Below are 23,085 nucleotides of genomic sequence, written 5' to 3' on the forward strand. Positions count from 1 at the left end.
GGACTAATTTTATACTCACGGCGGCCCTCGTAAAACCCCCCCGCCCGCGAGTCTTAAAAGTTGCGGCACGAGGGGCGGCCTGCGGCCGCGGGGCGGGACGGGTTGGCCGGGGCCGGGTTGGCGGGGTGGTCGGTGGGGCGTGGGAGTATCCGGGGATGTTGAGTGGGGAGCTGCGGCGGTTGCCGGCGGTGGCGCGCGGGATCGCGCAGGCGGCGGTCGACGCGGTGGACGCGGCGCGGGCGCGCGACGCCGAGGCGCTGAACGAGGCGGCCGACCGGCTGGCGGCCGCCGACTCCGAGCACGTCGGGCTGGTGCTCGGCAGCGTGGTCCGTGCGCTGCTGGAGGACCTGCACCCCGACGGGCTGGCCGGCGAGGACATCCAGGACGTGCTGGAGCAGTGCGTGCGCGACACCCTGTCGTGGACCGCCGACCTGGACGTGGACACCCTGGTCACCGTGCTGACCGGCGCGCTGGGCGTGCACCAGCAGGAGGACGGGGCACCCCGGCCCGACCCGCGCAGGCTCGCCTGGCACGCGCCGGTGCTGCTGGCCTACCTGCTGACGGTCTCGGGACGGCGGCTGGAGCAATACCTGGCGGCCGCGTTCGCGGAGATCATGCGAGCCGAGACCGTGGAGATGCCGTAGCCGACCACACCCTTTGTCCTAATATGAGGTGAACTCATGGGCGGGGGTGCGCGGTGCTCGACTGGCTGGGCGACCTGCTCCGCAGCACCCCGGGGCTGGCGCTGTTCACCTGCCTGGCAGCCGGCTTCGCACTGGGCCGGGTGCGCTTCTGGAAGATCACTCTCGGCGGGGTGGCCGGCACGCTGCTGGTCGCGCTCGCCGTCGGCCTGCTGAACGTCACCCTCAGCCCTGAGCTGCGCAACGTCGCCTTCGCGCTGTTCATCTTCACGCTGGGCTACCTGGCCGGGCCGTCGTTCTTCGCCCACCTCAACCGCCGGGCGCTGCGGTACGCCGTGTTCACGGTGATCCAGGTGGTGACCCTGGTCGCCCTGGTGTGCCTGACGACGCTGGCGTTCCGGCTGGACCAGGGCACCGCGGCCGGGCTGCTGGCCGGCGGCACGACGTCGTCGTCGGTGCTCGGCACCGCCGGGGAGGCGATCGGCGCGCTGCCCGTGGGCCCGGAGCGGGTCCGCGAGCTGCAGTCCAACCTGGCCACCTCGTACTCGATCGCCTACATCTTCAGCCTGGTCACGCTCATCATGTTCACCAGCCAGCTCGTGCCCATGCTGATGCGCGTCGACCTGCGCGAGCAGGCGAACGCGCTGTGGCGCAAGCTCGGCGGCGAGCCCGAGCGTTCGGAGAGCACGAGAAGAGCGGTGCCCGGTGTGGTGGGCCGGGTGTACGTGGTGTCCGCCGCCCACGGACGCACCCTGGCGCAGCTGGCCGAGGAGCTGGGCGACGGCGCGGCGGTGGAGCGGCTGCGCCGCGGCGGCGAGATCACCCCGCTCGAACCGGCCACGGTGCTGCAGCACGGGGACCGGCTGGTCGTGGTCGGCCACCGCGAGACGCTGATCCACGCGGAGCGCCTGATCGGGCCGGAGACGCTGGGCACCGGCGGCGACCCGCTGAGCCTGGACGTGGTCGAGGTCGTCATCACCGACCCGCGCTACCGCGGCTGGACCCTGGAGCAGCTGCACCAGCAGGTCCCGCCACGGGGCGTGTTCGTCACCGGGCTGTCCCGGATGGAGCACGACCTGCCGATCAAGCCGTCTACCGACATCACCACCGGCGACACGGTGCGGCTCACCGGCGCGACGCACGACCTGGCCGCGTACACCCCGCTGCTCGGGGTGCGGATCAACCCGGCGGTCAAGGCAGACCTGAGCTTCATCGCGCTCGGGGTGGTGGTGGGCATCCTGGTCGGCAAGCTCGCCATGCCGGTGGGCGGGGTGCCGCTGGCGCTGGGCATCGGCGGTGGCTGCCTGTTCAGCGGGCTGTTCTTCGGCTGGCTGCGGGCGCGGCACCCGACGTACGGGCAGTACCACCCGGCGGCGGCCCAGGTGATCCAGCAGTTCGGTCTGGCCACGTTCGTGTGCGCGGTCGGGCTCAGCGCCGGCCCCGCCGCGATCTCCCTGATGAAGCGCTACGGATTGCTGCTTCCGGTGGTGGCGGTGCTGGTCACGGCGGTCCCGGCGCTGCTGAGCCTGTGGGTGGGCAGCCGGTTGATGAAGCTGCCCGCGCCGCTGGTCGCCGGGTCCATCGCGGGCCAGCAGTGCAGCACCCCGGCGGTGGACGCGGTGCGGGAGGCGGCGGGCAACACCACACCGCTGCTGTCGTACACCATCGTCTATGCCTTCTCGGCCGTGCTGCTGCCGCTGCTCGGGCCGCTGATCGTGGCCCTGTCGGGGGCGCTGCCGTGAGACCTGATCTTTGGCGTACCGCCCGGTTAGCGAGTTATGGTCGCTTTGTGAAGTGCCAGGTCAGGCGGCCCGCGAGGCCCTCCGTCGGGTGCCAGGAGTGATCATGCCTGCCGACATACCCGCGCCCCGGCCCGTCGCCGTCACGCCTGCCACCGAGCCGCTGAACGTGGGGGTGGGCTACAGCGACGCGGCCGACGCGGTCACCGCCGGGCGCGCCGCCGCCGCCGAGGCCCTGGCGGGCCTGAACGGCACCCCACCAGAACTGATCATCGTGTACGCCTCCGTCTCCTACGACCTGATCGCCCTGCTGCACACGATCCGCCGAGCGACCGGCAAGGCGCCGCTGGTCGGCGCGACGACCAGCGGGCAGTTCCACGACGGCAGGCTGATCGACCCCGGCCTCGGGGTGTCGGTGCTCGCGCTGTCCGCGGGGCCCTACCGCTTCGGCACCGCCTCGGTCACCGGCGTCACCGAGAACGGCGACGACGCCGGGCAGCGGCTGGCGCGGGCCGCCCGCACGGCCGCCGGGCCGGAGCCGTCCGCGCACGCCGCCGTGCTGCTGCTCACCACCGGCCTGGCCGGGCACCAGCAGGAACTGCTCAACGGGGTGCACAAGGTGGTCGGCGCGCCGGTGCCCGTGGTCGGCGGCAGCGCCGGCGACGACCGGCTGCTCATCCGCACCTGCGTGTTCGAGAACGACAACGTGCTCACCGACGGCGGGGCCACCGCCGTCTGGATCGCCTCCCCGACGCCGCTGGCCGTGGTCGCCGAGCACGGCTGGCACGACGTGGGCCTGCCGCTGCTGGTCACCAAGTCCGACGGCCTGGTCATCCAGGAGATCGCCGGCCGCCCCGCCGTCGAGGTGTTCCGCGAGCACTTCCACGACGAGGTCGACTTCGAACGGCCCGGCCTGATAAAACCCGCGCCCGGTTACCTGTCCGCGTACGCCTTCGGGCTCATCCAGCCTGACGGCAGCAAGCTCGTGCGCGGCGCGTACATCGACGAGGACGGCGAGCTCAGGACGTTCAGCCCGCTGCCGCTGTACGCCCCGGTGCAGATCGTCTCCTGCAAGGCCGAGGACCTGCTGCGCGTCACCGGCGACGTGGTCCGGCAGAGCCTGGCCGGCCGCGACGCGTCGGTGCTGCTCGCGTTCAGCTGCGTGGCCCGGCTCGACGTGCTCGCCGAGCAGGGGGCCGAGGAGGCGGCGCTGATCCAGGACGCGGCCGGCGACGTGGCCACGTTCGGCTTCTACACCTACGGCGAGTTCGCCCGGACCACCCGCGTCGCCGGATACCACAACGCGACACTGACCGCGATCGCGCTGTGACCGCCGCCGTGCCCGCCGACAGCGAGACCGAGCAGCTCAGACGGCAGCTTGCCGAAGCCGTCGACGCGGCCCGCGACGCCTACCGCGACACCACCCGCCTCATCCAGCTGCTGGACCTGCTGGGCCGCCCGACCGAGTCGGCGGAACTCATCGGCGACATGCTGAACGTGCTGTCCGACGCCTTCTTCGCCGACGTCGTCTGCATGGCCGAGGTGGCCGGGGACCGGCTCCTCGTGTCCGGGTCGTGCGGGCTGCCCGAGGACGACCCGGCGTACACCGACGGCTGGCCGGTGGGCGAGGCCGCGCGCCACACCCTGGCCACCGCCGAGCCGACCGCCCTGCACGGCGACGTACGCGGCGACGACGTGCCCGGTTCGATGGCGGGCCTGGACATCCGGTCGGCCGCCTGGATCCCGCTGTCCGCCCAGCGCTACGCCGACAGCCTGCTCATCCTGTTCCGCAGCCTCGACCAGCCGTTCGCCGTCGCCGACCTGCGCATGCTGACCTCGGTCGCGGTCCGCCTGCGCATGGCGCTGGACGAGCGCGAGCACCACGCGATCATCGAGCAGCTCGCCCACTACGGCCACCTGCTGGCCCGGCACTTGGAGGTGCAGCCGCTGCTCGACGAGGCCGCCGGGCTGCTGTTGCAGCTCACCCGCGCGGACCGGGCCTGGGTGGTCACCGTCGAGGGAGGCGAGGGGCGGCTGCGCGCGCACCGCGGTCTGACGCCGGAGATCACCGCGGCGTGGCCCGTCCCCGCGAAGAGCCTCGACGACCTGCCCGCCTGCGACTCAGGGCTGCCCGAGGTGCTCAAGGTCGCGGTCGCCCGGGAGAACGGCGCCACCGCGCTGCTGTACGCAGGACGCGAGCGGGCCCGCCCGTTCGCGCAGGGCACCCTCGAAATCATGACGATCCTCGCGAACTACATCGGCGTCGCGCTCACCAACGCCGAGCTGTACCACGCGCTCGCCGAGCGGGTCACCCGCGACCCGCTCACCGGGCTGGCCAACCGCAGCGCGCTGGTGTCTCACCTGGACACCCTGCTGTCCGCCGACGACCCGACCCGCGTCGGCGTGCTCTTCTGCGACCTCGACGGCTTCAAGTCGGTCAACGACCTGTTCGGCCACGAGGCGGGCGACGAGCTGCTGATGCAGGTCGCCGACCGGCTGCGCGGCAGCGTGCGCCCCGACGATCTGCTCGCCCGCTTCGGCGGCGACGAGTTCGTGATCGTGCTCGACCGGGTCAAGCAGCTGTCCGAGGTCGCCGAGATCGGGGCCCGGGTCTGCGCCGACCTCGACGACCGGCTCGTGGTCTGCGGCGAGCAGGTGCACGTCTCCGCCAGCATCGGCGGCGTGCTCGGCGTACGCGGCAAGGCCACCCCCAGCACCATGCTGCGCGACGCCGACGCCGCCATGTACGTCGCCAAGGCCCGCGGCAGCGGCCAGGTCGAGGTGTTCGACGAGGACGCCTCGCACCGCTCCCGCGACCGGCTCGACCTGCGCGCCGAGCTGCTGCTCGCACAGACCCGCGGCCAGCTGCACCTGGCGTACCAGCCGATCTTCGCGCTCGACAGCCGCGCCATCGTCGCCTTCGAGGCGCTGCTGCGCTGGACCCACCCGCACCACGGCACCGTGCCGCCGGACGTGTTCATCCCGCTGGCCGAGGAGACCGGGGCCATCGTCGAGATCGGCCAGTGGGTGCTGGCCCAGGCGTGCCGCCAGCTCGCCCAGTGGCACCGGCTGCCCGAGGGCCGCGGGCTGGGCATGAGCGTCAACCTCTCCCCCGTGCAGCTGCACCAGCCCCAGGCCGCCGAGCGCACGCTCGACGTCATCCGCGCCGCCGGGCTGCACCCCGCCGACATCTGGCTGGAGATCACCGAACACAGCTACCTGCGCCACGAGGTCACCGAGTACGCCGGGGCGCTCGGCGCGGCCGGGGTGCACCTGGTGCTCGACGACTTCGGCACGGCGTACTCGAACCTGAGCTACCTCAAACGGCTGCCCATCGAGATCCTGAAGATCGACAAATCCTTCGTCAGCGGCGTCACCGGACCCGGCGGCGGTCACCTCGACCTGAGCATCGTGCGGGCCATCCTGGCCATCGCCGACTCGCTCGGGCTGGTCGCCATCGCCGAGGGCATCGAGACCGAGGACCAGCGCACCGCCCTGCGCTCGCTGGGCTGCCGCCTCGGCCAGGGCTACCTGCTGTCCCGCCCGCTCCCCGCCGCCCAGGCCGGGCTGCTGCTGCGCCCTCAATCGCAGATGCCCGCCCGCGCCCACCGCGTCGGCTGACCGGGGGTTCAGCAGGGGCGGCGGCCCGCGAAACCGGTGTCGCTGCGGTGGTACCAGTCGATGCCCTCGTCGCCTTCCAGCCAGCACCAGCGCACCGCGCGGCCGTCGAGCTCACCCGGGAAGTCCAGCAGCAGCGGGGCGAAGCCCTTGACCTCGATGTCCTGGTCGGCGATCTCCTCCAGCGCGGCGTAGAGCCGCGCCTCCAGGGCCTTCGCCTCGGCCAGCCCACCCAGCTCGCTGTGCCCGCCGGTGTCCAGATCGGCGCGCAGCTCGGCGAGGTCGGCCCGTACACCGATGAGCTCTTCGAGCTGCGGCATCAGCGCGGCGAGCCGGGTCCGCGCTTCGTCCAGGGTGAACATCATCCCAGTATGTCGGCCCCGCACCAGGCCGCCGCACGAGGGCCGCCACCCGGCCATGATCGCCCGACTTGCCAGGCAGATGGGCGAAAGCGGGCCCAAGATACGCACGGGTGCCTGGCAAGTCGGATGATCAAGAGGGCCGTGGATTCACTCACGGACGACTTGGTCACTCTGCGCGATCCTAAGACAACGCTGAAGCGTCGGAGGGGTCGTGATCACCTACTATCGTGATGAGACGGTGGCGGTGACCTCGACGTATGTCCAGGTCGAGGACCGCCGGTTCCGCCTTTCCGAGCTGCGTTACGTCTGGCACCGCCAGGAGCGCCCGGACTGGCGGATACGCCGCCGCACGGCCGGCCGCGGGATCCTCAACCTCCTGATGATCCTGTCCGCCTTCGCCGGGTTCATCGCGCTGGTCGGGTTGATCGCAGCCGCATACGGTGAATCCCGCGTCGCCGCCGCGCTCGGCAGACTGCCGTTCCCGCGGGACACCCTGCTGCTGGTCGCGGTGCTGCTGCTGGCACTCGGACTGGTGCCGCTGCTGTGGGAGTGGGCGCTGCACCGCGTCGACGACAGCTACGACCGCGGCAACGCCATCTACGAGGCCTGGGCCGAGATCGGGGGCACCCAGGTCCTCCTGCTCCGCATCGACGACGCCGCCCGCTTCGGCAAGATCTACCGAGCCCTCCAACGCGCCCTCGGCCAATGACCGCGACCCGCCACCCTGCCTGCCCTCCTGCCGCAACTCTTGAAGAGTCGCGGCCTCCTCGCCCCGCCAATGCCGCAAGTCTTTAAGAGTCGCGGCAGGTGGCGGGGCGGCGGCCCGTGGGGTGTCGGGCCGCCGCCGGGGAGGGGAAGGGTGGTCAGGTGAGGGTGATGGTGCCGGCGGCGCCGTCGACGATGATCTGCCGGCCCGTGGTGATGAGGTGGGTGGCGTCGGGGACGCCGACCACGGCGGGGATGCCGTACTCGCGGGCGACCACGGCCCCGTGCGAGTTCGCCCCGCCCATCTCCATGACCAGGCCGCCCGCGGTGAGGAACAGCGGGGTCCAGCCGGGGTCGGTGGACGGCGCGACGAGGATCTCGCCGGGCTCCAGGTGCGCCCCGACCGGGTCGAGGATCACCCGGGCGGTCCCGGTCACCCGGCCGGCCGAGGCGGGCGTGCCCACGAGCGCCCCGTCGGCGCTGCCCGCGGTCGGCTTCGCCTGCGGTTCGGTGCCGTCGGACAGCAGCACGCGCGGGATGTGGCGGCGGCGCAGCTCCTCGTCGTACGCCCGGCGGCGCCCTTGCACCAGGTCGCGCTGGTCCGTTCCGGACAGTGCCGCGCGGGCCTCGGCGAGGTCGAGGAAGAACACGTCGTCGGCCTGCTCGAGCCGCCCCTCCTTGGCCAGTTCCGCCCCGACCAGGGCGACCTGCCGCCGGCAGGCGGCGATGATCCGCACCATGTAGTACTTCGGCAGCTCGCGTACCCCGGCCAGCAGCCGTGCCCGGCCGAGCATCGTCCGCACCACCTTGCCGCGCAGGCGGCTGCGCCGGGCGGCCCGCCCGGCCAGGGTCTCGACCATCGCCTCGGCCTCGGCCGCGCCCTGGGCGAACAGCCGGTCGGGCGTCAGCGCGGCCCCGTCGGCCGGGTCCATCCGCAGGTAGTTGGCGAGCACGCCGAGGATGTAGCGCGGGTCGTCGGACCAGCGCGGCATACCCATGTCGATCTCCGCGACGGCGCGGTGGCCGTACCGGGCCAGGAACTCGGCGATCCCGGCCTGCGCCGCGGCGGGCATGGCGCCCGCGCCGTACCGGTGCGCGAGCTCGTCCACCTTCGCCGACGCGAACAGCCGCGCGGTGGCCTCGTCGGCGCGCAACCGGACCGCCAGGTGCCACAGCTCCAGGTCCATGTCCGTGGTGACGTTGTGCGGGATGCCGCGCAGCACGGCCTGCACGTCACCGACGGCGGCATCGGGCCCGAGCAGCTTGTCGGCGATGCCCAGCGCGGCGAAACCGGCCGCGGCCACCGGCATGACCCGCGGCAGCAGCGGAACGACCTCGGTGCCGAGCACGGTCTCGACGAAGTCCAGGCGCTGCGCGGCGGAGGCCCGCTCCGGCCCGGCGAGCCGGCTCTCCAGCTCCACACCGACCCGGTCCACCGCGGCCAGCCCGCGCTGCGGCTTGACCAGTGCCCCGACCAGCTTCAGCGGCACCCGGTGCTGCGCGGCCACCGCGCCGACCCGGCGGATGAACGGCAGCCGCGAGGGGCGCGTGTTCGAGAACCGGGGATCGTCGAACAGGTTCAGGAAGATCGCCGCGGACCGGGCCTCCATCACCCCGAGGATCTTCGGGAGCAGGGTGCGACCCATGCTGCTGCGTACGGCGGTGGTGACGTCGATGAAGATGCGCTGGCCGGCGGGTGCGAACACCGCGGGCCCGGCGAGCGGGTCGGCGACGCCGAACCCGAACAGGCGCGAGGCAGACGAGGCCAGCACCCGGAACGCGGCCATGCCCATCGGCGTGATCGGGCGGTAGAGCCCCTGGGCCACGCTGAAGCAGAAGTAGGCCCGGGTGTCCGCGCCGGGCGCGGGTGCGTGCTCGGGCAGTGGGAACAGTGTCGTGATGGGACGAGCCTGGGTCAGCCACAGCGCCCCGTCGCCGTCGATGGCCCACTCGGTGTCCTGCGGCGCGCCGTAGTGCGCCTCCACCCGGTCGCCCAGCGCGGCCAGCGCGAGCACCTGCGCGTCGGTGACGCAGGCGGTGTCGCCGCCCGCGGGCAGGGTCACGTGCTCGGTGCCGCCGCCGGGCAGCGACCGGATGGCCAGCCGCTTGTCGCCCAGCCGCCGGTCGAGGATGGCCGCGTTCGCCGTGTCCACCACGAAGTGGTCCGGGTTGACCGCGCCGGAGACGACGGCCTCGCCGAGGCCGGGGCCGGCGTCGACGACGGCCTGGCGGCGCTGCCCGGTCACCGGGTTCGCCGTGAACAGCACCCCGGCCACCGCGGAGTCGACCATGCGCTGCACGACCACGGCCAGCCGTACCGTGCGGTTGTCGATGTGGTTCGTGGCCCGGTAGACCACGGCCCGGTCGGTCCACAGCGACGCCCAGCAGCGGCGTACCGCGTCGACGACCGCGTCCTCGCCGACGATGTTCAGGTAGGTGTCCTGCTGGCCGGCGAAGCTGGCGAACGGCAGGTCCTCCGCGGTCGCCGAGGAGCGCACCGCCACCGGCACGTCGTCGCCCAGCCGGGCGTATCCGGCGGCGACCGCGGCGGCGATGTCCGCCGGGATCGGGGCCGCCAGCAGCGCTTCCCGCGCCCGGCCGGCCAGCGCGGTCAGCGCGGGCACGTCGGTCGGGGCGGTGCGGGCCAGCGCCTCGTGGATCTCGTCGAGGTGCGCCGTGCCGGCGACCACCCGGTACGCCTCCGTGGTCAGGCACAGGCCCGGCGGCACCGGCAGCCCGGCCCGCGTCAGCACGCCCAGGTTGCCGGCCTTGCCGCCGACCACCGCCAGCATCCCGGCGTCGATGTCGGCGAAGTCGAGCACGAGGTCGGTCGCCGGGCTCAGCGTCGCGCTCATGCCGTCACCTCGCCGCGCTCGTCGCCGCCACGGGACTCAGCCGACATGATCTGCTCCCTGCGCTCGCTCATCCAGATGCCTCCTCGAGGCCTTGCCGAGCAGCGCCATCGCCTCGCTCACCTGGCGCTGCTCGTCGTCGGTCAGGTACGTCATCAGCTGCTGCTGCGCCTGCGCCCGCACTCGCTCGAAGGCGCGCAGGAAGTCGCGGCCGGCCGGGGTGATCCGCAGCCGCTTGGCCCGGCGGTCGGCCGGGTCCTCCGTCCGCTCGATCCAGTCCCGCCGCACCATGTGGTCGACGAGCCGGCTGGTCACCGACATCGAGCGGCCGAGCTGCTCGGCGAGGTCGCGCACGGTCGGCTCCGGGCCGCTGTCGAGCACGTAGAGCGTGGCCATCTGCAGCAGGTTGGGCTCCTCGTCGCCCATCCTGCGGACCAGGCCGAGCAAGAAGTCGGGGATGAGCGCACGCCGGAACAGCCCGATGTCCTGGGCGAGCTGGTCGAGCTGCGGCTCCACGGCGACCCCCATTTGTTTGCGCCTTCGCAACTAATGCGTTAACGCAAGCTTAACGCGCCCTCCCCTCGCTAAGTCAACGCGTGATGAAATATTCGCGGCGTAACGCCCGCCACAGCGCGCTCTGCCCGTTTCGCCACCAGCCCCACACCCCACGCACCCGGCCCCCTTCGCCCGGTGCGGCCGCGCGGCCGGTCGAGGTCATCCGACTTGCCGGGCACCTGTGCGTATCTTGAGCGCGCATTCGCCCACCTGCCTGGCAAGTCGAACGATCTTGGTGAGGAGGCCGCCCGGTTCAGGCGTTCTCGACGGGGGAGAACGCCCCGGGGCGAGCTCAGGAGTTGTCCAGGCCGGCCCGGTAGGCCAGCCGGGCGGCCTGGACGCGGTTGTCCGCCGCCAGTTTGGCCAGGATCGCGCTGACGTAGCCCTTCACGGTGCCCTCGGTCATGAACAGCTCCGCCCCGATGTCGGCGTTGGACAGCCCCCGCCCCACCAGCCGCAGCACGTCCACCTCCCGCGCGGTCAGCGAGTCCAGCTGCGCCTTCTCCTGCGCCGTCAGCCGCGGCGCCTGGTCGGCGATCGCGTCGATGACCTGCCGGGTGACGGCCGGGTCGAGCATCGCGTGGCCGGAGTGCACCGCCCGCAGCGCCCGCAGCAGCTCGTCCGGCGGGGAGTCCTTGAGCAGGAAACCCGCCGCGCCGGACCGGATCGCCTCGTCGACGTACTCGTCGGTGTTGAAGGTGGTCAGGATGATCACGTGGGGCGGCTGGTCCAGGGCCAGCAGTTCGCGGGTGGCGGTCAGCCCGTCCATGCCCGGCATGCGGATGTCGACCAGCGCGATGTCGGGCCTGGCCCGCCGGGCCGCCTCGATCGCGCTGCGCCCGTCGCCCGCGTCGGCCACCACCCGTAGGTCGTCGGCGGCGTCGATGATGGTGTGCAGTCCCCGCCGGACGATGTCGTTGTCGTCGACGATCATTACCTTGATCATGAGCTGTTCTCTCCCCCGGTGAGCTGCGTCTGCGCCGCGACACCGGCCGGCGGCTGGGATCTCGGCCGCCCGGCGGGCGGGATGACCGCGCTCACCCGGAATCCACCGTCGGGCAGCGGCGACGCGGCGAACTCGCCGCCCAGCAGGTCCACGCGCTCGCTCAGCCCGATCAGCCCGTGCCCCGAGCTGGGCAGATCCACATCCCGCACGCCCGGCGGCCGGTCGTTGTCCACGGTGACGTGCACGCCGTCGGCGGCGCACCGCACCCCGACCCGCACCGCCGCGCCCGGCGCGTGCTTGACCGCGTTGGTCAGCGACTCCTGCACCACCCGGTACACCGCCCGCTGGGTCTGGTCGGCCAGCAGTTCGGGGAAGCCGGTCACGTCCAGCTCGACCGGCATCCGGCCCACACCGCGCATGCGCTCGACGAGAGCGGGCAGGTCGCGAGCGGTGGCCTGCGGGGCCAGCGGGGCCCGCTCACCGGCCGCGTCGCGGGCGTTGAGCAGCCCGAGCAGGCCGCGCAGCTCGGTCAGCGCGGCGCGGCCCTCGTCCCGGATCCGGTCCACCTCCGGGCGCACGCGCGGGGTCTGGGCTTCGGGAACGGCCTGCAGCGCCGTCGCCGTGACGACGATGTTGCTCACGCGGTGCGCCACGACGTCGTGCATCTCGCGGGCGATCCGGGCGCGCTCGGCGCGGCGCGCGGTCTGCGCCATCATGTCCCGTTCGCGCTCCAGATCCCCGGCCCGCTCCCGCAGGCTGACCACGAGGTCCTGGCGCACCCCCGCGGCACAGCCCAGCAGCAGCGGGCCGAGCGCGAACGACAGGGTGTACGCCCAGGCGCGCACGTCGGGGTCCAGACCCTCGACCGCCGACAGCGCCTGAACGCCCACTCCGAACACGGACAGCACGCCCAGCTGCCACCAGCGCCGGGTGATGACACCCATCGTGTACATCATCACCGCGAACACGAACGGGGTGAACGCGAGCAGGTGGCAGACCGCCGTGAACAACATGGTGGCCAGCGGCCAGCGCCGCCGGGCGAGCAGGGACAGCCCGGCGGCGAGAGTGAGCACCTCGGCGGCGACGGACCGGCCGAGCAGCCCCGGTGAGCTGGCCCCGACCAGTTCGTCAAGCTGGCCGACGATCAGCGCGACGGCGGTGATGACGAAGTCGAACCAGGTCAGGCGGGGCTTCTCGGCGGCCTCGCCGGGCAGCCGGGGCCGCAGATCCCCCATACCCGACATCTCACCACCAACACAGCGGCGCAGGGGCCGAACCGGCTACTCCACCGCCCGCGCCAGCGTCACCGCGAAGCGGCCCTGCGGGTCGGTCCACCAGCGCGCCGCCTGGAAACCGGCCCGGGACAGCTCCGCCTCCACCCGCACCCGGTCGAACTTCGCCGAAACCTCGGTGCGCAGCTCCTCCCCCGCCTTGAAGTCCACGTCCAGGTCGAGCGAGGGCACCTCCACCCGCATGTCCCGGGTGGCCCGCAGCCGCATCTCGATCCAGTTGTGCTTGGGGTCCCACAGCGCCACGTGCTCGAACGCGGTCAGGTCGAAATCCGCACCCAGGTTGCGGTTGAGCACCCGCAGCACGTTGAGGTTGAACTCCGCGGTCACCCCCGCCGCGTCGTCGTACGCCGCGACCAGCGTCTGCGGGTCCTTGACCAGGTCCGTGCCGAGCAGCAGCCACTCGCCCTCGTGCAGCACATCGCGCAGCTCCTCCAGGAAGGCGGCCCGCTCCAGCGGCGGCAGGTTGCCGATGGTGCCGCCCAGGAACACCACCATCCGGCGGCCGCCCTCGGGGATGCGGTGCAGGTCGTGGCTGAAGTCGCCGACGATGCCGTGCACCTCCAGGTCGGGGTAGTCGCCGTCGATCGCCTTGGCGGCCGAGCGCAGCGCCGTTTCCGACACGTCCAGCGGCACGAACTGGGCCAGCGTGCCCGTGTCGTGCATCGCGTCCAGCAGCAGCCGGGTCTTGTCCGACGAGCCCGAACCCAGCTCCACCAGCGTCTTCACGCCGGTCTCCTGGGCGATGTCGGCGGCATGCTCGGCCAGCACGGCGCGTTCGGCCCGGGTCGGGTAGTACTCGGGCAGCTTGGTGATGCGTTCGAACAGGTCGCTGCCGTACGCGTCGTAGAAGTACTTCGGCGGCAGCCACTTCGGCGACGAGGTCAGCCCCTCGCGGGCGTCCTCGCGCAACTGCTCGCTCAGGTCGTCGGGTGTGAGGTACACGTCGAGCTTCATAATTCCTCCACGGTGTACGAGGCCGGGTGCGCCACCACCAGTCGGCGGTCGGGCACCTGCACCCAGCCGGGGTCGTCGTCGAAGGGCTCGGAGGCGACCACCACCCGCCCGGGCGAGTGGTGGACCGCCAGCGCGTGCCCGAAGGTCGTCGCGTACGCCTTGTCGCCGTCGGTGAGCAGCAGGTTCAGCCGGGAGCCGTGTGCGGCGGCGCTCACCTCCGCCACCGTCGCGCGCAACGCGTCCGCCGGGCCGTACCCGGCGCGCAGCCGATTGCGCACCAGCACCCACACGAACGCGGCGTCCGTGGGTGCGTCCATCGTCATCAGGTCCGTCACCGGCAGCCGCTCGGCGAGCTTGGCCACCGTGTCCGGCCAGCCCGCGACGAACCCGTTGTGGCTGAAGAACCAGCCGTCGCCGCTGAACGGGGCGCAGGCGTCGTCGGTGACCGTCAGGCCCGGCGTCGCCGAGCGCACCGCCGCCAGCAGGGAGCCGGTGATGGTGACCCGGGCGATCGCGGCGAAGTTGCGGTCCGTCCAGATCGGCACCGCGCGCCGGTAGCGCACCGGGCCGGCGGAGGTGTACCAGCCCACCCCGAAACCGTCCACGTTGATCGTCCCGCCGCCGCGCATGTCGCGGGGCGCCCAGGACTGGTGCTGCAGCCCGTACGGCGGCTCCACCAGCAGGGCCGCCAGCGGCACCGGCGGACCGAGATAGACCAGGTGGCGGCACATCAGCCGGCCAGCTCCCCGGGACGCGGGTCGCGGGCGCAGCGGAACCCGCTGAAGATCTGCCGCCGGATCGGGTAGTCCCAGTTGCGGAACGTGCCCCGGACGGCCGCCGCGTCGGTGCCGAACGAGCCGCCGCGCAGCACCCGGTAGTCGTCGCCGAAGAAGACCTCGGAGTACTCGCGGTACGGGAACGCCCGGAACCCCGGGTAGCCGCCGAACGCCGAACTCGTCCACTCCCACACGTCGCCGATCAGCTGGTGCACGCCCGCGGGCGAGGCCCCGGCCGGGTAGGCGCCGACCGGCGCGGGCGACAGGTGCCGCTGGCCGAGGTTCGCGTGCTCGGGCGTCGGGTCGTCGTCGCCCCACGGGTAACGGCGCGAGCGCCCGGTCGCCGGGTCGAAGCGGGCCGCCTTCTCCCACTCGGCCTCGGTGGGCAGCCGCCGCCCGGCCCACGCGGCGTACGCGCTCGCCTCGTGCCAGTCAACGTGCACCACCGGCTCGTCGCCCACGATCGGCTCCCGCCGCCCGAACCGGGTGTACGTGCCGTCGCCGTGCCAGTGCGCCGGGCCGGTCAGCCCCGCCTCCTGGCGGTGCGCCCAGCCCCGCCCGGCCCACCAGCGCGGGTCCTCGTACCCGCCCGCGTCGATGAACGCCTGGTACTGCGCGTTGGTGACCGGGGCGCGGTCGATGAAGAACGGCGGCACGTCGACGGCGTGCGCGGGCCGCTCGTTGTCCAGCGCCCAGGGCTCCAGCGAGGTCCCCATCTCGAACGCGCCACCGGGGATCAGCGCCTCGCCCGCGACGATCGCCCGCGAGCGCGGCGGCGGGACGGCGACCAGCACCGGGTCACCGGTGCGCAGCTGGTGGGTGGCCAGCATCGTCTCGTCGTGCTGCTGCTCGTGCTGGATGATCATTCCGAAGGCGAAACCCTGCTCCACCAGCGGACGGCCTTCCAGCTCCACCGAGTCGAGCAGGTCCAGCACCTTCTCGCGCACGGTGCGCACGTACGCCCGTGCCTGCGCGGGTCCCAGCAGCGGCAGTTGCGGGCGCTCGCCGCGCGGGTGCTTGAACGCGTCGTAGAGCTGGTCGATGTCGGCGCGGACCGGCTCGCGGCCGCCCACGTCGCGCACCAGCCACAGCTCCTCCTGGTTGCCGATGTGCGCCAGGTCCCAGACCAGCGGCGACATCAGCCGGGAGTGCTGGCGCACCAGGTCGTCGTCGTCCACCGCGTCGGTCAGCCCGACGCTGCGCTGCCGGGTCCGGGTCAGTTCGGCGGCGGCCCGCTCCCGCAGTCCGGTGCTCATCTCAGTCCTCCTTCGCGCAGCCGCCGCTCCACCACGGCCGTCACCGCCTCGACGGTCGCGGGCGGCAGGTCGGTGTGCTCCAGCGCGGCGCAGGCCAGGTCCAGCAGGCGCGGGGCGACTGCGGCGATCGCCGGATCGGCCAGGCCGTGCCGGGCCGCCTGCACCCAGCGCCCCGCCGCCGGCGCGGCCAGCGCCGCCGCCGCGTCGACGGTCTCCTCCCGGGCGAACAGCGCCACCAGCACCGCGACCGGGGCCACCCAGTCCGGACCGGACTGCATGTCCAGGTAGCGCACCTCGAAGTAGCCGCGGGCGCGTACCGGCGGGAACATCGTGCTCACGTGGTAGTCGAGGTCCGCATAGGTCGGTGCGGGCGTCATCGCGCCGCCGATCCAGTCCGCGAAGGTGATCCCGGGCGGGACGTCCCACGAGCCGTCGTCGCGGCGTACGCACAGCACGGGTGTGTCCAGCACGCGCCGCGCCCAGCCGGCCACCGGATCGGCGTCGTCGGCGGGCGGCCCGTTGCGCATCGGGTCGGCGGCCAGGCAGGCCCGCATCCGGGCCGACGCCCAGCCGGTGTCGGTGCCCGCGGAACGCGCCGAGTTGGCGAACGCGGCGACCAGCGCCGGGCCCACCGCGTGCAGCGCCCGCCAGCGCGGGGCGACCCGCTCGGGCAGGCCCGCGTCGAGGCACACCTGCACGCTCGCGGTCCCGCACATCCACTGCCTGCCGTACGGGCCGAAGCGGTCGAAGACGCGCTCCATGGTGGCGTACCGCGGCGTGTCGAGGATCCGGCCCGGCCGCCTATGGGCGTCGCAGCCCTGCCCGTCCAGTGCCAGGCCCGCGCGGTCGAGGAGGCCGGTCAGCTGCTGAAGATCCGCCATGGTGGCGTCGAGCAGCCCGGCGAGGGAGTCGCTGGTATCGGTGGAGATCTCCACCTGCCCGCCCGGTTCGAGGGTGACCCGGCCGCCGTACGGCAGCGGGTTCTGCGGGCTGTCCGGCACCAGACTGCGCGGGGCGTGCTCGCCCAGCGCCGAGCCGAGGACCCCCGGATCGACCGGCCGCGCCGGATCGTCCAGGTGGTGCGTGGTCCACTCCAGCTCGATGCCCACCCGCCCCGGCGGCCCCGTCTTGAAGCACACCTTGGCGACGTACCCCTCGGCCTCCGCCCGATCCGCGATCCGCACCCCCGCGTCCCGCACCACCTGCACCACCGCACTCACCCCCCGTCTTCCACCACCGGCCCGTGAGACCGCCCAACCTACTCCCCCAACCGCACCCCCACCCCGTTCTTTCACGTTGATCATGAACTTATGGCAAGGTTCGACGGCGTGTCGCTGCCCTAACTTCATGATCAATGCCAGGCGGATGGGGCGGGGCCGACTGTGGGATTCCCCGATCGGGGGATCTCGAACCATCGGACGGGCGGACAATGACCACATGCAGCCTGAACTGCGCGAATCGTTGAGCTTGGACGAGGTACTCGCCGAGGAGGCCGACTTCGCCAGCGAGCACGAGCGCACCAGTACCAGCGACGCCGTCAGCGCCGGCAAGGACCTGCACTCGGATCCCGACATACCACGCGGCCTAGGCGGCATGGACATGAAACGCCTCCACCTCCTCGACTGACCACCGCACCCGCACACCGCGGCGATCATGAAGTTGTGGCAGCGGCACGCCGACGAGCCGTGCCATAAGTTCATGATCAACGCGGTGCGAGAACGAGCCCCGCCGTGGCTGAGGAGCCGCGGCGGGGCTCGGGGTGGAGCGGGGGTTACGGGAGGGCGTTGAGGAAGGGTTCGTGGGAGTTGCTGAACTCCCAGTTGTAGTAGCGGTCCCAGTTGATGGACCAGGTCATCAGGCCGCGGAAGTCAGGGCTGGTGCCGCCGCGCAGGGTGTAGCCGCCGCAGTTCTGGTTCTTGACCAGGCAGTTGACGGCCTGCTGGACCTGGGCGGGGGTGGTGTATCCGCCACCGGCGCTGACCGCGGCCGGCACGCCGAACGCGATCTGGTCCTCGCGCAGCGCGGGGAACGTGACGCCCGTGTTGGCCACCGGGAAGCCCGCGGCCAGCATGTCGGTCATGGCGATGTGGAAGTCCGCCGCGCCCATGTTGTGGTACTGGTTGTCCAGCCCCATGATCGGACCCGAGTTGTAGTCCTGCACGTGCAGCACCGTGATGTCGTTGCGCAGCGCGTAGATGACCGGCAGGTACGACCCGGCCCGGTTGTCGCAGCCGCTGCACGTGCCGCCGTAGAACTGGTACCCGAGCTGCACGAAGAACGTCTCCGGGGCCATCGTCAGGAGGAAGCCCGAGCCGTACCGCGCCTTCAGCGTGCGCAGTGCCGAGATCAGGTTCACGATGACCGGGGTCGTCGGGTTGCGGATGTCGCCGTCACCGGCGTTGAGGTACAGCGAGTGGCCCTCGAAGTCGATGTCGAGGCCGTTCAGGCCGTACTTGTCGATGATGGCGCTGACCGAGCTGACGAACGTGTCCCGGGCCGCGGTCGAGGTGAGCTGGACCTGCCCGTTCGCGCCGCCGATGGAGATCAGCACCTTCTTGCCCTGGGCCTGCTTGGCCCGGATGGCGGCGATGAAGTCGGCCTCGCTCTCCACGTTCGGGCACTCGGCCACCGGGCACTGCCGGAACCGGATGTCACCCGAGGTCACCGAGGTCGGCTCGCCGAAGGCCAGGTTGATGATGTCCCACGAGGACGGCACGTCGGCCATCCGCATGTACCCGGACCCGTTGGCGAAACTGGCGTGCAGGTAGCCGATGAGCGCGTGCTTGGGCAGCCCGGTGTTGACGCAGCCCGAGGTCGTCGCGCTGACCGCCCCGCTCTTGGCCGACTCACCGGAGGCGTTGTACGCCGCCACCGTGTAGGCGTGCGCCGAGCAGGTGGCCAGGCCGCTGACCGTGGCCGTGGTGCCGGTGCCGGTGGCGACCTGGGTCGTGCCCTCGTACACCCGGTAGCCGGTCGCGCCGGAGGAGGCGTTCCAGGACAGCGCGATCGAGGTGTTGGTGACCGTGCCGACGGCCAGGCCGCCCGGGGTCGGCGGGACCGAGGTGCAGCCGGTGGTGGTCGCGCTCGCCGCCGAGGTCTTGGCCGACTCGCCCGTCGAGTTGTACGCCGCGACCGTGTAGCTGTGCGCCGAACACGCCGCCAGGCCCGTGATCGTCGTCGAGGTGCCCGTCACGGTGGCCCGCACCGTCGTGCCCTCGTACACCCGGTAGCCGGTCACCGTGCCGCTGGACGCGCCCCACGACAGGGCGATCGAGGTGTTGGTGATCGTGCCGACCGACGGGTTGCCGGGCACCCCGGGCACGCCCGTGCCGCCGGGGCCGTCGAGGCTGATGTCGTCGGCGAAGTAGGTGCCCTGGCCGTACCAGCCGTGCGTGTACACGACCACGCTGGTCTGCGACGCGCCGGTGGTGAAGTTGACGGTGAGCTGTGTGAACGTGGCCGCGCCGGGGGTCCAGGTGGATGCTCCGCCGTCGATGCCGAGGTAGACGTAGTTGCCGCGGACCCAGCCGGTCAGCGCGTACGCCGTGTTCGGCTGCACCGCGACGGTCTGGCTGCACTTGGCGTTGTCCGAGGACGACGCCGCGCCCTGCAGCGCCTTGGTGCCGGAGCGGACCGGGGTGCCGACCACGGAGCCGAGGCCGCCGGTGCAGCTCCACGGGGACAGCGTGCCGGTCTCGAAACCGGGGTTGGCCAGCAGGTTGGCCGCCGAGGCCGGGGTGGCGACGGCGAGGACGCCGACCGCGACCAGCAGAGACAGGGCGGCGGAGAGTGCTAGTGGTCTTCTGGTCACGGGCCCTCCTAAGGATGGATGGCCCTGATTATTAACTCTCTTAACTGTTAATGTCCATGCCAGATTGACGATGTTCTACAAACGACGGTCAGGCCAGCAGCGCCGTGGTCGCCACGCCCACCCCGACCAGGATCACCGCGGACGAGGTGACCAGCGGCAGCAGCCGCCACGCGCGATGCGCCATCCAGGCGCGGGGGGCCCGCTCCCACCGGTCGCGCAGCCGGGTCAGCAGCAGGCCGATGCCCAGCAGCGACAGCGCCATGCCCGCGCCGTACGCCGCCACCAGCAGCACGCCGTACCAGGCCCGCCCCAGCGCGACCGCGCCCAGCAGCACCACCACCGCCGACGGGCTCGGCATCAGCCCGCCCGCGAGTCCCATCGCGACGATCCCGCGCCCGGCCGGCCGTGCCCCGTGTCCGGCGCAGCCGCCGTGGTGCCCGTCGTGCGCATGCCCGCCCGGCGCGTGGTCGGCGTGCGCGGGCGCGCCGGGGCGGTCCCGGTCGCGCCAGGCCCGGCGCAGCAGCGACAGCCCCACGGTGACGACCAGCGCGCCGCTCAGCACGGTGAGCAACGTGTACACCCGGTGCGGGACGAAATGCAGCCCGGCCGCGAGGACCAACCCCAGGACCAGCACCCCTGCGGTATGGGTGAGCGCGACCGTGCCCGCCACCGACACCGCCTGGCGCAGCGATCCCCGCTCGTTCACCAGGTACGTCGCCATCAGCAGCTTGCCGTGCCCCGGGGCGAGCGCGTGCCCCGCACCCAGGGCCAGGGCGACCAGCATGGCCAGTGCGGCGAAGCCCGGCGTCAGCTCCTGCCGCCCGACCAGTCCGGTGAACTCGGCCGTCAGCCGCCCCAGCAGCGGGCCGTGGTCGTGGCCGTCCTCCCCGAACCCGGCCGCCGGGCCGGACGTGCCGCCGGTCGCCCACCAGGTAGCCAGCCCCACGCCGGCCAGCCCGGCGACAACCGCCAGCACCGGCCCGGGACGAAGCCGCCGACGTGCCACCTGCGCTGGATCCGCCGCCATGAGTCCCCCTTGCTCCGCGGGCTCAACTCAGGACATACCGGCAGGGAAACGGCCGCGAGGCCGAGACGAAATGTGCCTGTTTCAGGCTGTTCCATCCCTGATCACACGTATCCGGGACAGGAGAAACGCGTTGACCAGGTGGTGCCGCAGCCCGGCCAGCCCTCCTACCCGCCGCCCGCCCGGACGGCCAGAGAAGGACGACCCATGCGTATGTCCCGAGAGCAGTCCCGCCTGGCCTGGCTCGCCGCCGTCGCGACCGCGGTCACCGCGATGGTGGTCGCCTCGGTGATGTTCCTGTTCGTCACGCCCGGCACCGCCGGCCCCGACGACCGCGCCAAGCACCGCGGATACGGCACCCACTCGGCGACGCCGACCGGGCCCGGTGGGCACAGCCCGTCCACAGCCCCCACCGACCCGTCCACCGCGCCGTCCACTGCACCGTCCGCCGCGCCGTCCGAGTGGCCGTCCGACGGCCCCACCGACTCGTCGACCCCGACGACCGGCGTCTCCGGGGCTCACCACGATGACGATGACGATGACGACGGTGACGACAACGGCGGTGGCGGCGGCGATGACGAGTTGCCTCGCACCGGCACCTCCGGGCCGCCCACGTCGACGCTGGTGCTCACCGGCCTGACCGTGCTCCTGCTCGGCGCGGGCGCGCTGTGGCTGGCCGCCGCGCTGTCCCGCCGCCTGGAGGGCGCCCGCCTGAAGGCACAGGCCGCCGGAGCCGTCGCCGGGCTGCGCCGCCGCCCCAGCCCTCGCCCTCGCGACTGAACCCCCGCCCGCACCGGCCCGCGCCTTCCACAGAGGTTGGCCTATCTCATCGAATCTGACTCACAGATCTTCGACGAGATAGGCCAACGTCCATAGGAGCCGCGCTGTCGCCCCCGGTGCCCGGGGCAGGCCGGACCGATAGTTTCGCGGCTGTGGACGGCGCGCGCCGGGTACGCGAAGCTGGCCGTCATGCCGCCACCCCGTTCCGCCGTAGTCTTCCTCGACCCGCACTTCACCGTCGGTGAGATCGACCCGATGCTGTTCGGCTCGTTCGTCGAGCACCTGGGCCGGTGCGTGTACACCGGACTGTTCGAACCCGACCACCCGGCCGCCGATGCCGCCGGCCTGCGCACCGACGTGCTGGCCCTGGTCCGCGAACTGGGCGTGACCATGGTCCGCTACCCGGGCGGCAACTTCGTGTCGGCGTACCGCTGGGAGGACGGCGTCGGCCCGGCGGACCTGCGCCCGCGCCGGCTCGACCCGGCCTGGCGCACGATCGAGACCAACCGGTTCGGCCTCGGCGAGTTCACCGCGTTCACCCGGGCCGCCGGGCTGGAGCCGATGATGGCGGTCAACCTCGGCACCCGGGGACCGGCCGAGGCCGCCGACCTGCTGGAGTACTGCAACCACCCGAGTGGCACCACGCTGTCGGACCTGCGCGGGGCGCACGGCGCGCCGGAGCCGTACGGCATCCGGCTGTGGTGCCTCGGCAACGAGCTGGACGGGCCGTGGCAGGTCGGGCACAAGACCGCCGAGGAGTACGGCCGCCTGGCCGCCGAGACCGCCCGGCTGATGCGGATGATCGACCCGTCGGTGCGGCTGATCGCCTGCGGCAGCTCCGGGTCGGGCATGCCGACGTTCGGCGACTGGGAGTCGACGGTGCTCGCGCACGCGTACGACCAGGTCGACTACATCTCCCTGCACGCCTACTACGACCCCGAGGCGAACGACCCCGCGTCCTACCTGGCCAGCGCTTGCGACATGGAGCGGTTCATCACCGACGTGACCGCGCTGTGCGACGCGGCCCGCGCCCGGCACCGCTCGGCGAAGCGGCTGTCCCTGTCGTTCGACGAGTGGAACATCTGGTACATGTCCCGGCAGCGGCCCGGCCAGGGCGAGTGGCCGCGCGCGCCGCGGCTGCTGGAGGACGTGTACACGGTCACCGACGCCGTCGTGTTCGGCACCCTGCTGATCACTCTCCTGCGCCACTGCGACCGGGTCACCGCGGCTTGCCTGGCGCAGCTGGTCAACGTCATCGCCCCGATCATGACCGAGCCCGGCGGGCCCGCCTGGCGGCAGACCGTCTTCCACCCGTTCGCCCAGGCCGCCCGGTACGGCCGCGGGCAGGTGCTGCGCCTGCACACCGAGTCGCCGACGTACGAGACCCCGAAGTTCGGCGACGTGCCGCTGCTGCACGCCACGGCCGTGCACGGCGAGGACGGCGTGCTCACCGTCTTCGCCGTCAACCGCGACCCGGCGGCGGACCTGCCGCTGACGGTGCACCTGGGCGGCTTCGCCGTGGCCGGTCCCGCCGTCCACTCGGTGCTCGCCGACGACGATCCCTCGGCGGTGAACACGATGACCGCGCCGAACCGGGTGACCCCCCGAATCTTGGGCGCACCCGAAGTCGAGAACGGACGCCTCACGGCCGTCCTGCCGCCCCTGTCCTGGAACGTGCTCCGGCTGCCCCTCGCACCGGGGCACTGAGACGGGGCGATTTCGGCCGCCCTGCCGCAACAGCGCCACCGGCCGCCACGCGGCCCATTCCCGCAGG

The 23,085-nt window shown here is 72.7% G+C and carries 18 protein-coding genes and 2 pseudogenes; 8 read left to right on the top strand and 12 right to left on the bottom strand.

Annotated elements, in window-relative coordinates; all coding sequences use genetic code 11:
• The first annotated feature begins 155 nt into the window (after positions 1-155).
• From AB0B35_RS31640 to AB0B35_RS31655, 4 genes are all read left to right on the top strand, one after another.
• On the top strand, positions 156-644 hold the full coding sequence (locus tag AB0B35_RS31640; RefSeq protein WP_361052333.1) for a hypothetical protein: 489 nt from the start codon (positions 156-158) through the stop codon (positions 642-644).
• Positions 645-697: 53 nt separating this feature from the next.
• Positions 698-2,383, top strand: coding sequence for an aspartate-alanine antiporter (gene aspT, locus AB0B35_RS31645; RefSeq protein WP_361052335.1), 1,686 nt, complete (start codon positions 698-700; stop codon positions 2,381-2,383).
• 103 nt (positions 2,384-2,486) lie between these two features.
• Positions 2,487-3,710 (top strand): FIST N-terminal domain-containing protein, encoded by a 1,224-nt coding sequence (locus AB0B35_RS31650; RefSeq protein ID WP_361052338.1) that lies wholly within the window; start codon positions 2,487-2,489, stop codon positions 3,708-3,710.
• Positions 3,707-6,001, top strand: a complete 2,295-nt coding sequence (locus AB0B35_RS31655) for a bifunctional diguanylate cyclase/phosphodiesterase (RefSeq protein ID WP_361052341.1) — start codon at positions 3,707-3,709, stop codon at positions 5,999-6,001. Before AB0B35_RS31650 ends, AB0B35_RS31655 begins: the two co-directional genes overlap by 4 nt.
• An 8-nt stretch (positions 6,002-6,009) precedes the next feature.
• On the opposite strand, the gene AB0B35_RS31660 is transcribed toward AB0B35_RS31655, so the two are convergent.
• Entirely contained in the window at positions 6,010-6,360 is a 351-nt protein-coding gene (locus AB0B35_RS31660) for a DUF2203 domain-containing protein (protein WP_361052344.1), read from the bottom strand.
• A 211-nt stretch (positions 6,361-6,571) separates the two neighbouring features.
• On the opposite strand from AB0B35_RS31660, the gene AB0B35_RS31665 reads away from it, so the two are divergent.
• Positions 6,572-7,069: a DUF6232 family protein gene (locus AB0B35_RS31665; protein ID WP_361052347.1), complete on the top strand. Its 498-nt coding sequence runs from the start codon at positions 6,572-6,574 to the stop codon at positions 7,067-7,069.
• 154 nt (positions 7,070-7,223) lie between these two features.
• Here AB0B35_RS31665 and AB0B35_RS31670 read toward each other — a convergent pair whose 3' ends face one another.
• From AB0B35_RS31670 to AB0B35_RS31705, 8 genes are all read right to left on the bottom strand, one after another.
• A complete protein-coding gene (locus tag AB0B35_RS31670; protein ID WP_361052350.1) occupies positions 7,224-9,920 on the bottom strand; it encodes a PEP/pyruvate-binding domain-containing protein in 2,697 nt (898 codons plus the stop codon).
• 36 nt (positions 9,921-9,956) lie between these two features.
• Positions 9,957-10,445 (bottom strand): MarR family transcriptional regulator, encoded by a 489-nt coding sequence (locus AB0B35_RS31675; protein ID WP_361052352.1) that lies wholly within the window; start codon positions 10,443-10,445, stop codon positions 9,957-9,959.
• A 319-nt stretch (positions 10,446-10,764) separates the two neighbouring features.
• Positions 10,765-11,418 carry a response regulator transcription factor gene (locus AB0B35_RS31680; protein ID WP_361052355.1) on the bottom strand — a complete coding sequence of 218 codons (654 nt, stop codon included), beginning with the start codon at positions 11,416-11,418 and terminating at the stop codon, positions 10,765-10,767.
• Entirely contained in the window at positions 11,415-12,653 is a 1,239-nt protein-coding gene (locus AB0B35_RS31685; protein ID WP_361052358.1) for a histidine kinase, read from the bottom strand. Before AB0B35_RS31685 ends, AB0B35_RS31680 begins: the two co-directional genes overlap by 4 nt.
• 45 nt (positions 12,654-12,698) lie before the next feature.
• On the bottom strand, positions 12,699-13,664 hold the full coding sequence (gene egtD, locus AB0B35_RS31690) for an L-histidine N(alpha)-methyltransferase (RefSeq protein ID WP_361052361.1): 966 nt from the start codon (positions 13,662-13,664) through the stop codon (positions 12,699-12,701).
• Entirely contained in the window at positions 13,661-14,395 is a 735-nt protein-coding gene (gene egtC / locus AB0B35_RS31695) for an ergothioneine biosynthesis protein EgtC (protein WP_361052363.1), read from the bottom strand. The genes egtD and egtC overlap by 4 nt, the downstream gene beginning before the upstream one ends.
• Entirely contained in the window at positions 14,395-15,696 is a 1,302-nt protein-coding gene (gene egtB, locus AB0B35_RS31700) for an ergothioneine biosynthesis protein EgtB (protein ID WP_361052366.1), read from the bottom strand. The genes egtC and egtB overlap by 1 nt, the downstream gene beginning before the upstream one ends.
• Entirely contained in the window at positions 15,693-16,907 is a 1,215-nt protein-coding gene (locus AB0B35_RS31705; protein ID WP_361052369.1) for a glutamate-cysteine ligase family protein, read from the bottom strand. Before AB0B35_RS31705 ends, egtB begins: the two co-directional genes overlap by 4 nt.
• Positions 16,908-17,133: 226 nt before the next feature.
• On the opposite strand from AB0B35_RS31705, the gene AB0B35_RS31710 reads away from it, so the two are divergent.
• A complete protein-coding gene (locus AB0B35_RS31710) occupies positions 17,134-17,322 on the top strand; it encodes a hypothetical protein (RefSeq protein ID WP_360528485.1) in 189 nt (62 codons plus the stop codon).
• A gap of 145 nt (positions 17,323-17,467) precedes the next feature.
• Here the strand turns inward: AB0B35_RS31710 and AB0B35_RS31715 are convergent.
• The 3 genes and pseudogenes from AB0B35_RS31715 to AB0B35_RS31725 all read right to left on the bottom strand — a co-directional run.
• Positions 17,468-18,490, bottom strand: a pseudogene (locus AB0B35_RS31715) (chitinase); the annotation flags it as partial.
• A gap of 318 nt (positions 18,491-18,808) precedes the next feature.
• A pseudogene (locus AB0B35_RS31720) lies at positions 18,809-19,507 on the bottom strand (carbohydrate binding domain-containing protein); the annotation flags it as partial.
• An 88-nt stretch (positions 19,508-19,595) separates the two neighbouring features.
• Positions 19,596-20,534: a sulfite exporter TauE/SafE family protein gene (locus tag AB0B35_RS31725; protein ID WP_361052371.1), complete on the bottom strand. Its 939-nt coding sequence runs from the start codon at positions 20,532-20,534 to the stop codon at positions 19,596-19,598.
• 204 nt (positions 20,535-20,738) lie between these two features.
• Here AB0B35_RS31725 and AB0B35_RS31730 point away from each other — a divergent pair, with 204 nt between their 5' ends.
• Both AB0B35_RS31730 and AB0B35_RS31735 read left to right on the top strand, forming a co-directional pair.
• Positions 20,739-21,311 (top strand): hypothetical protein, encoded by a 573-nt coding sequence (locus AB0B35_RS31730; RefSeq protein ID WP_361052374.1) that lies wholly within the window; start codon positions 20,739-20,741, stop codon positions 21,309-21,311.
• Positions 21,312-21,500: 189 nt separating this feature from the next.
• Complete coding sequence (locus AB0B35_RS31735; protein WP_361052376.1) at positions 21,501-23,018, top strand: alpha-N-arabinofuranosidase; 1,518 nt, start codon at positions 21,501-21,503, stop codon at positions 23,016-23,018.
• Positions 23,019-23,085 lie beyond the last annotated feature (67 nt).

Source organism: Catellatospora sp. NPDC049133, from assembly GCF_040648455.1.
Lineage (GTDB): Bacteria > Actinomycetota > Actinomycetes > Mycobacteriales > Micromonosporaceae > Catellatospora > Catellatospora aurea.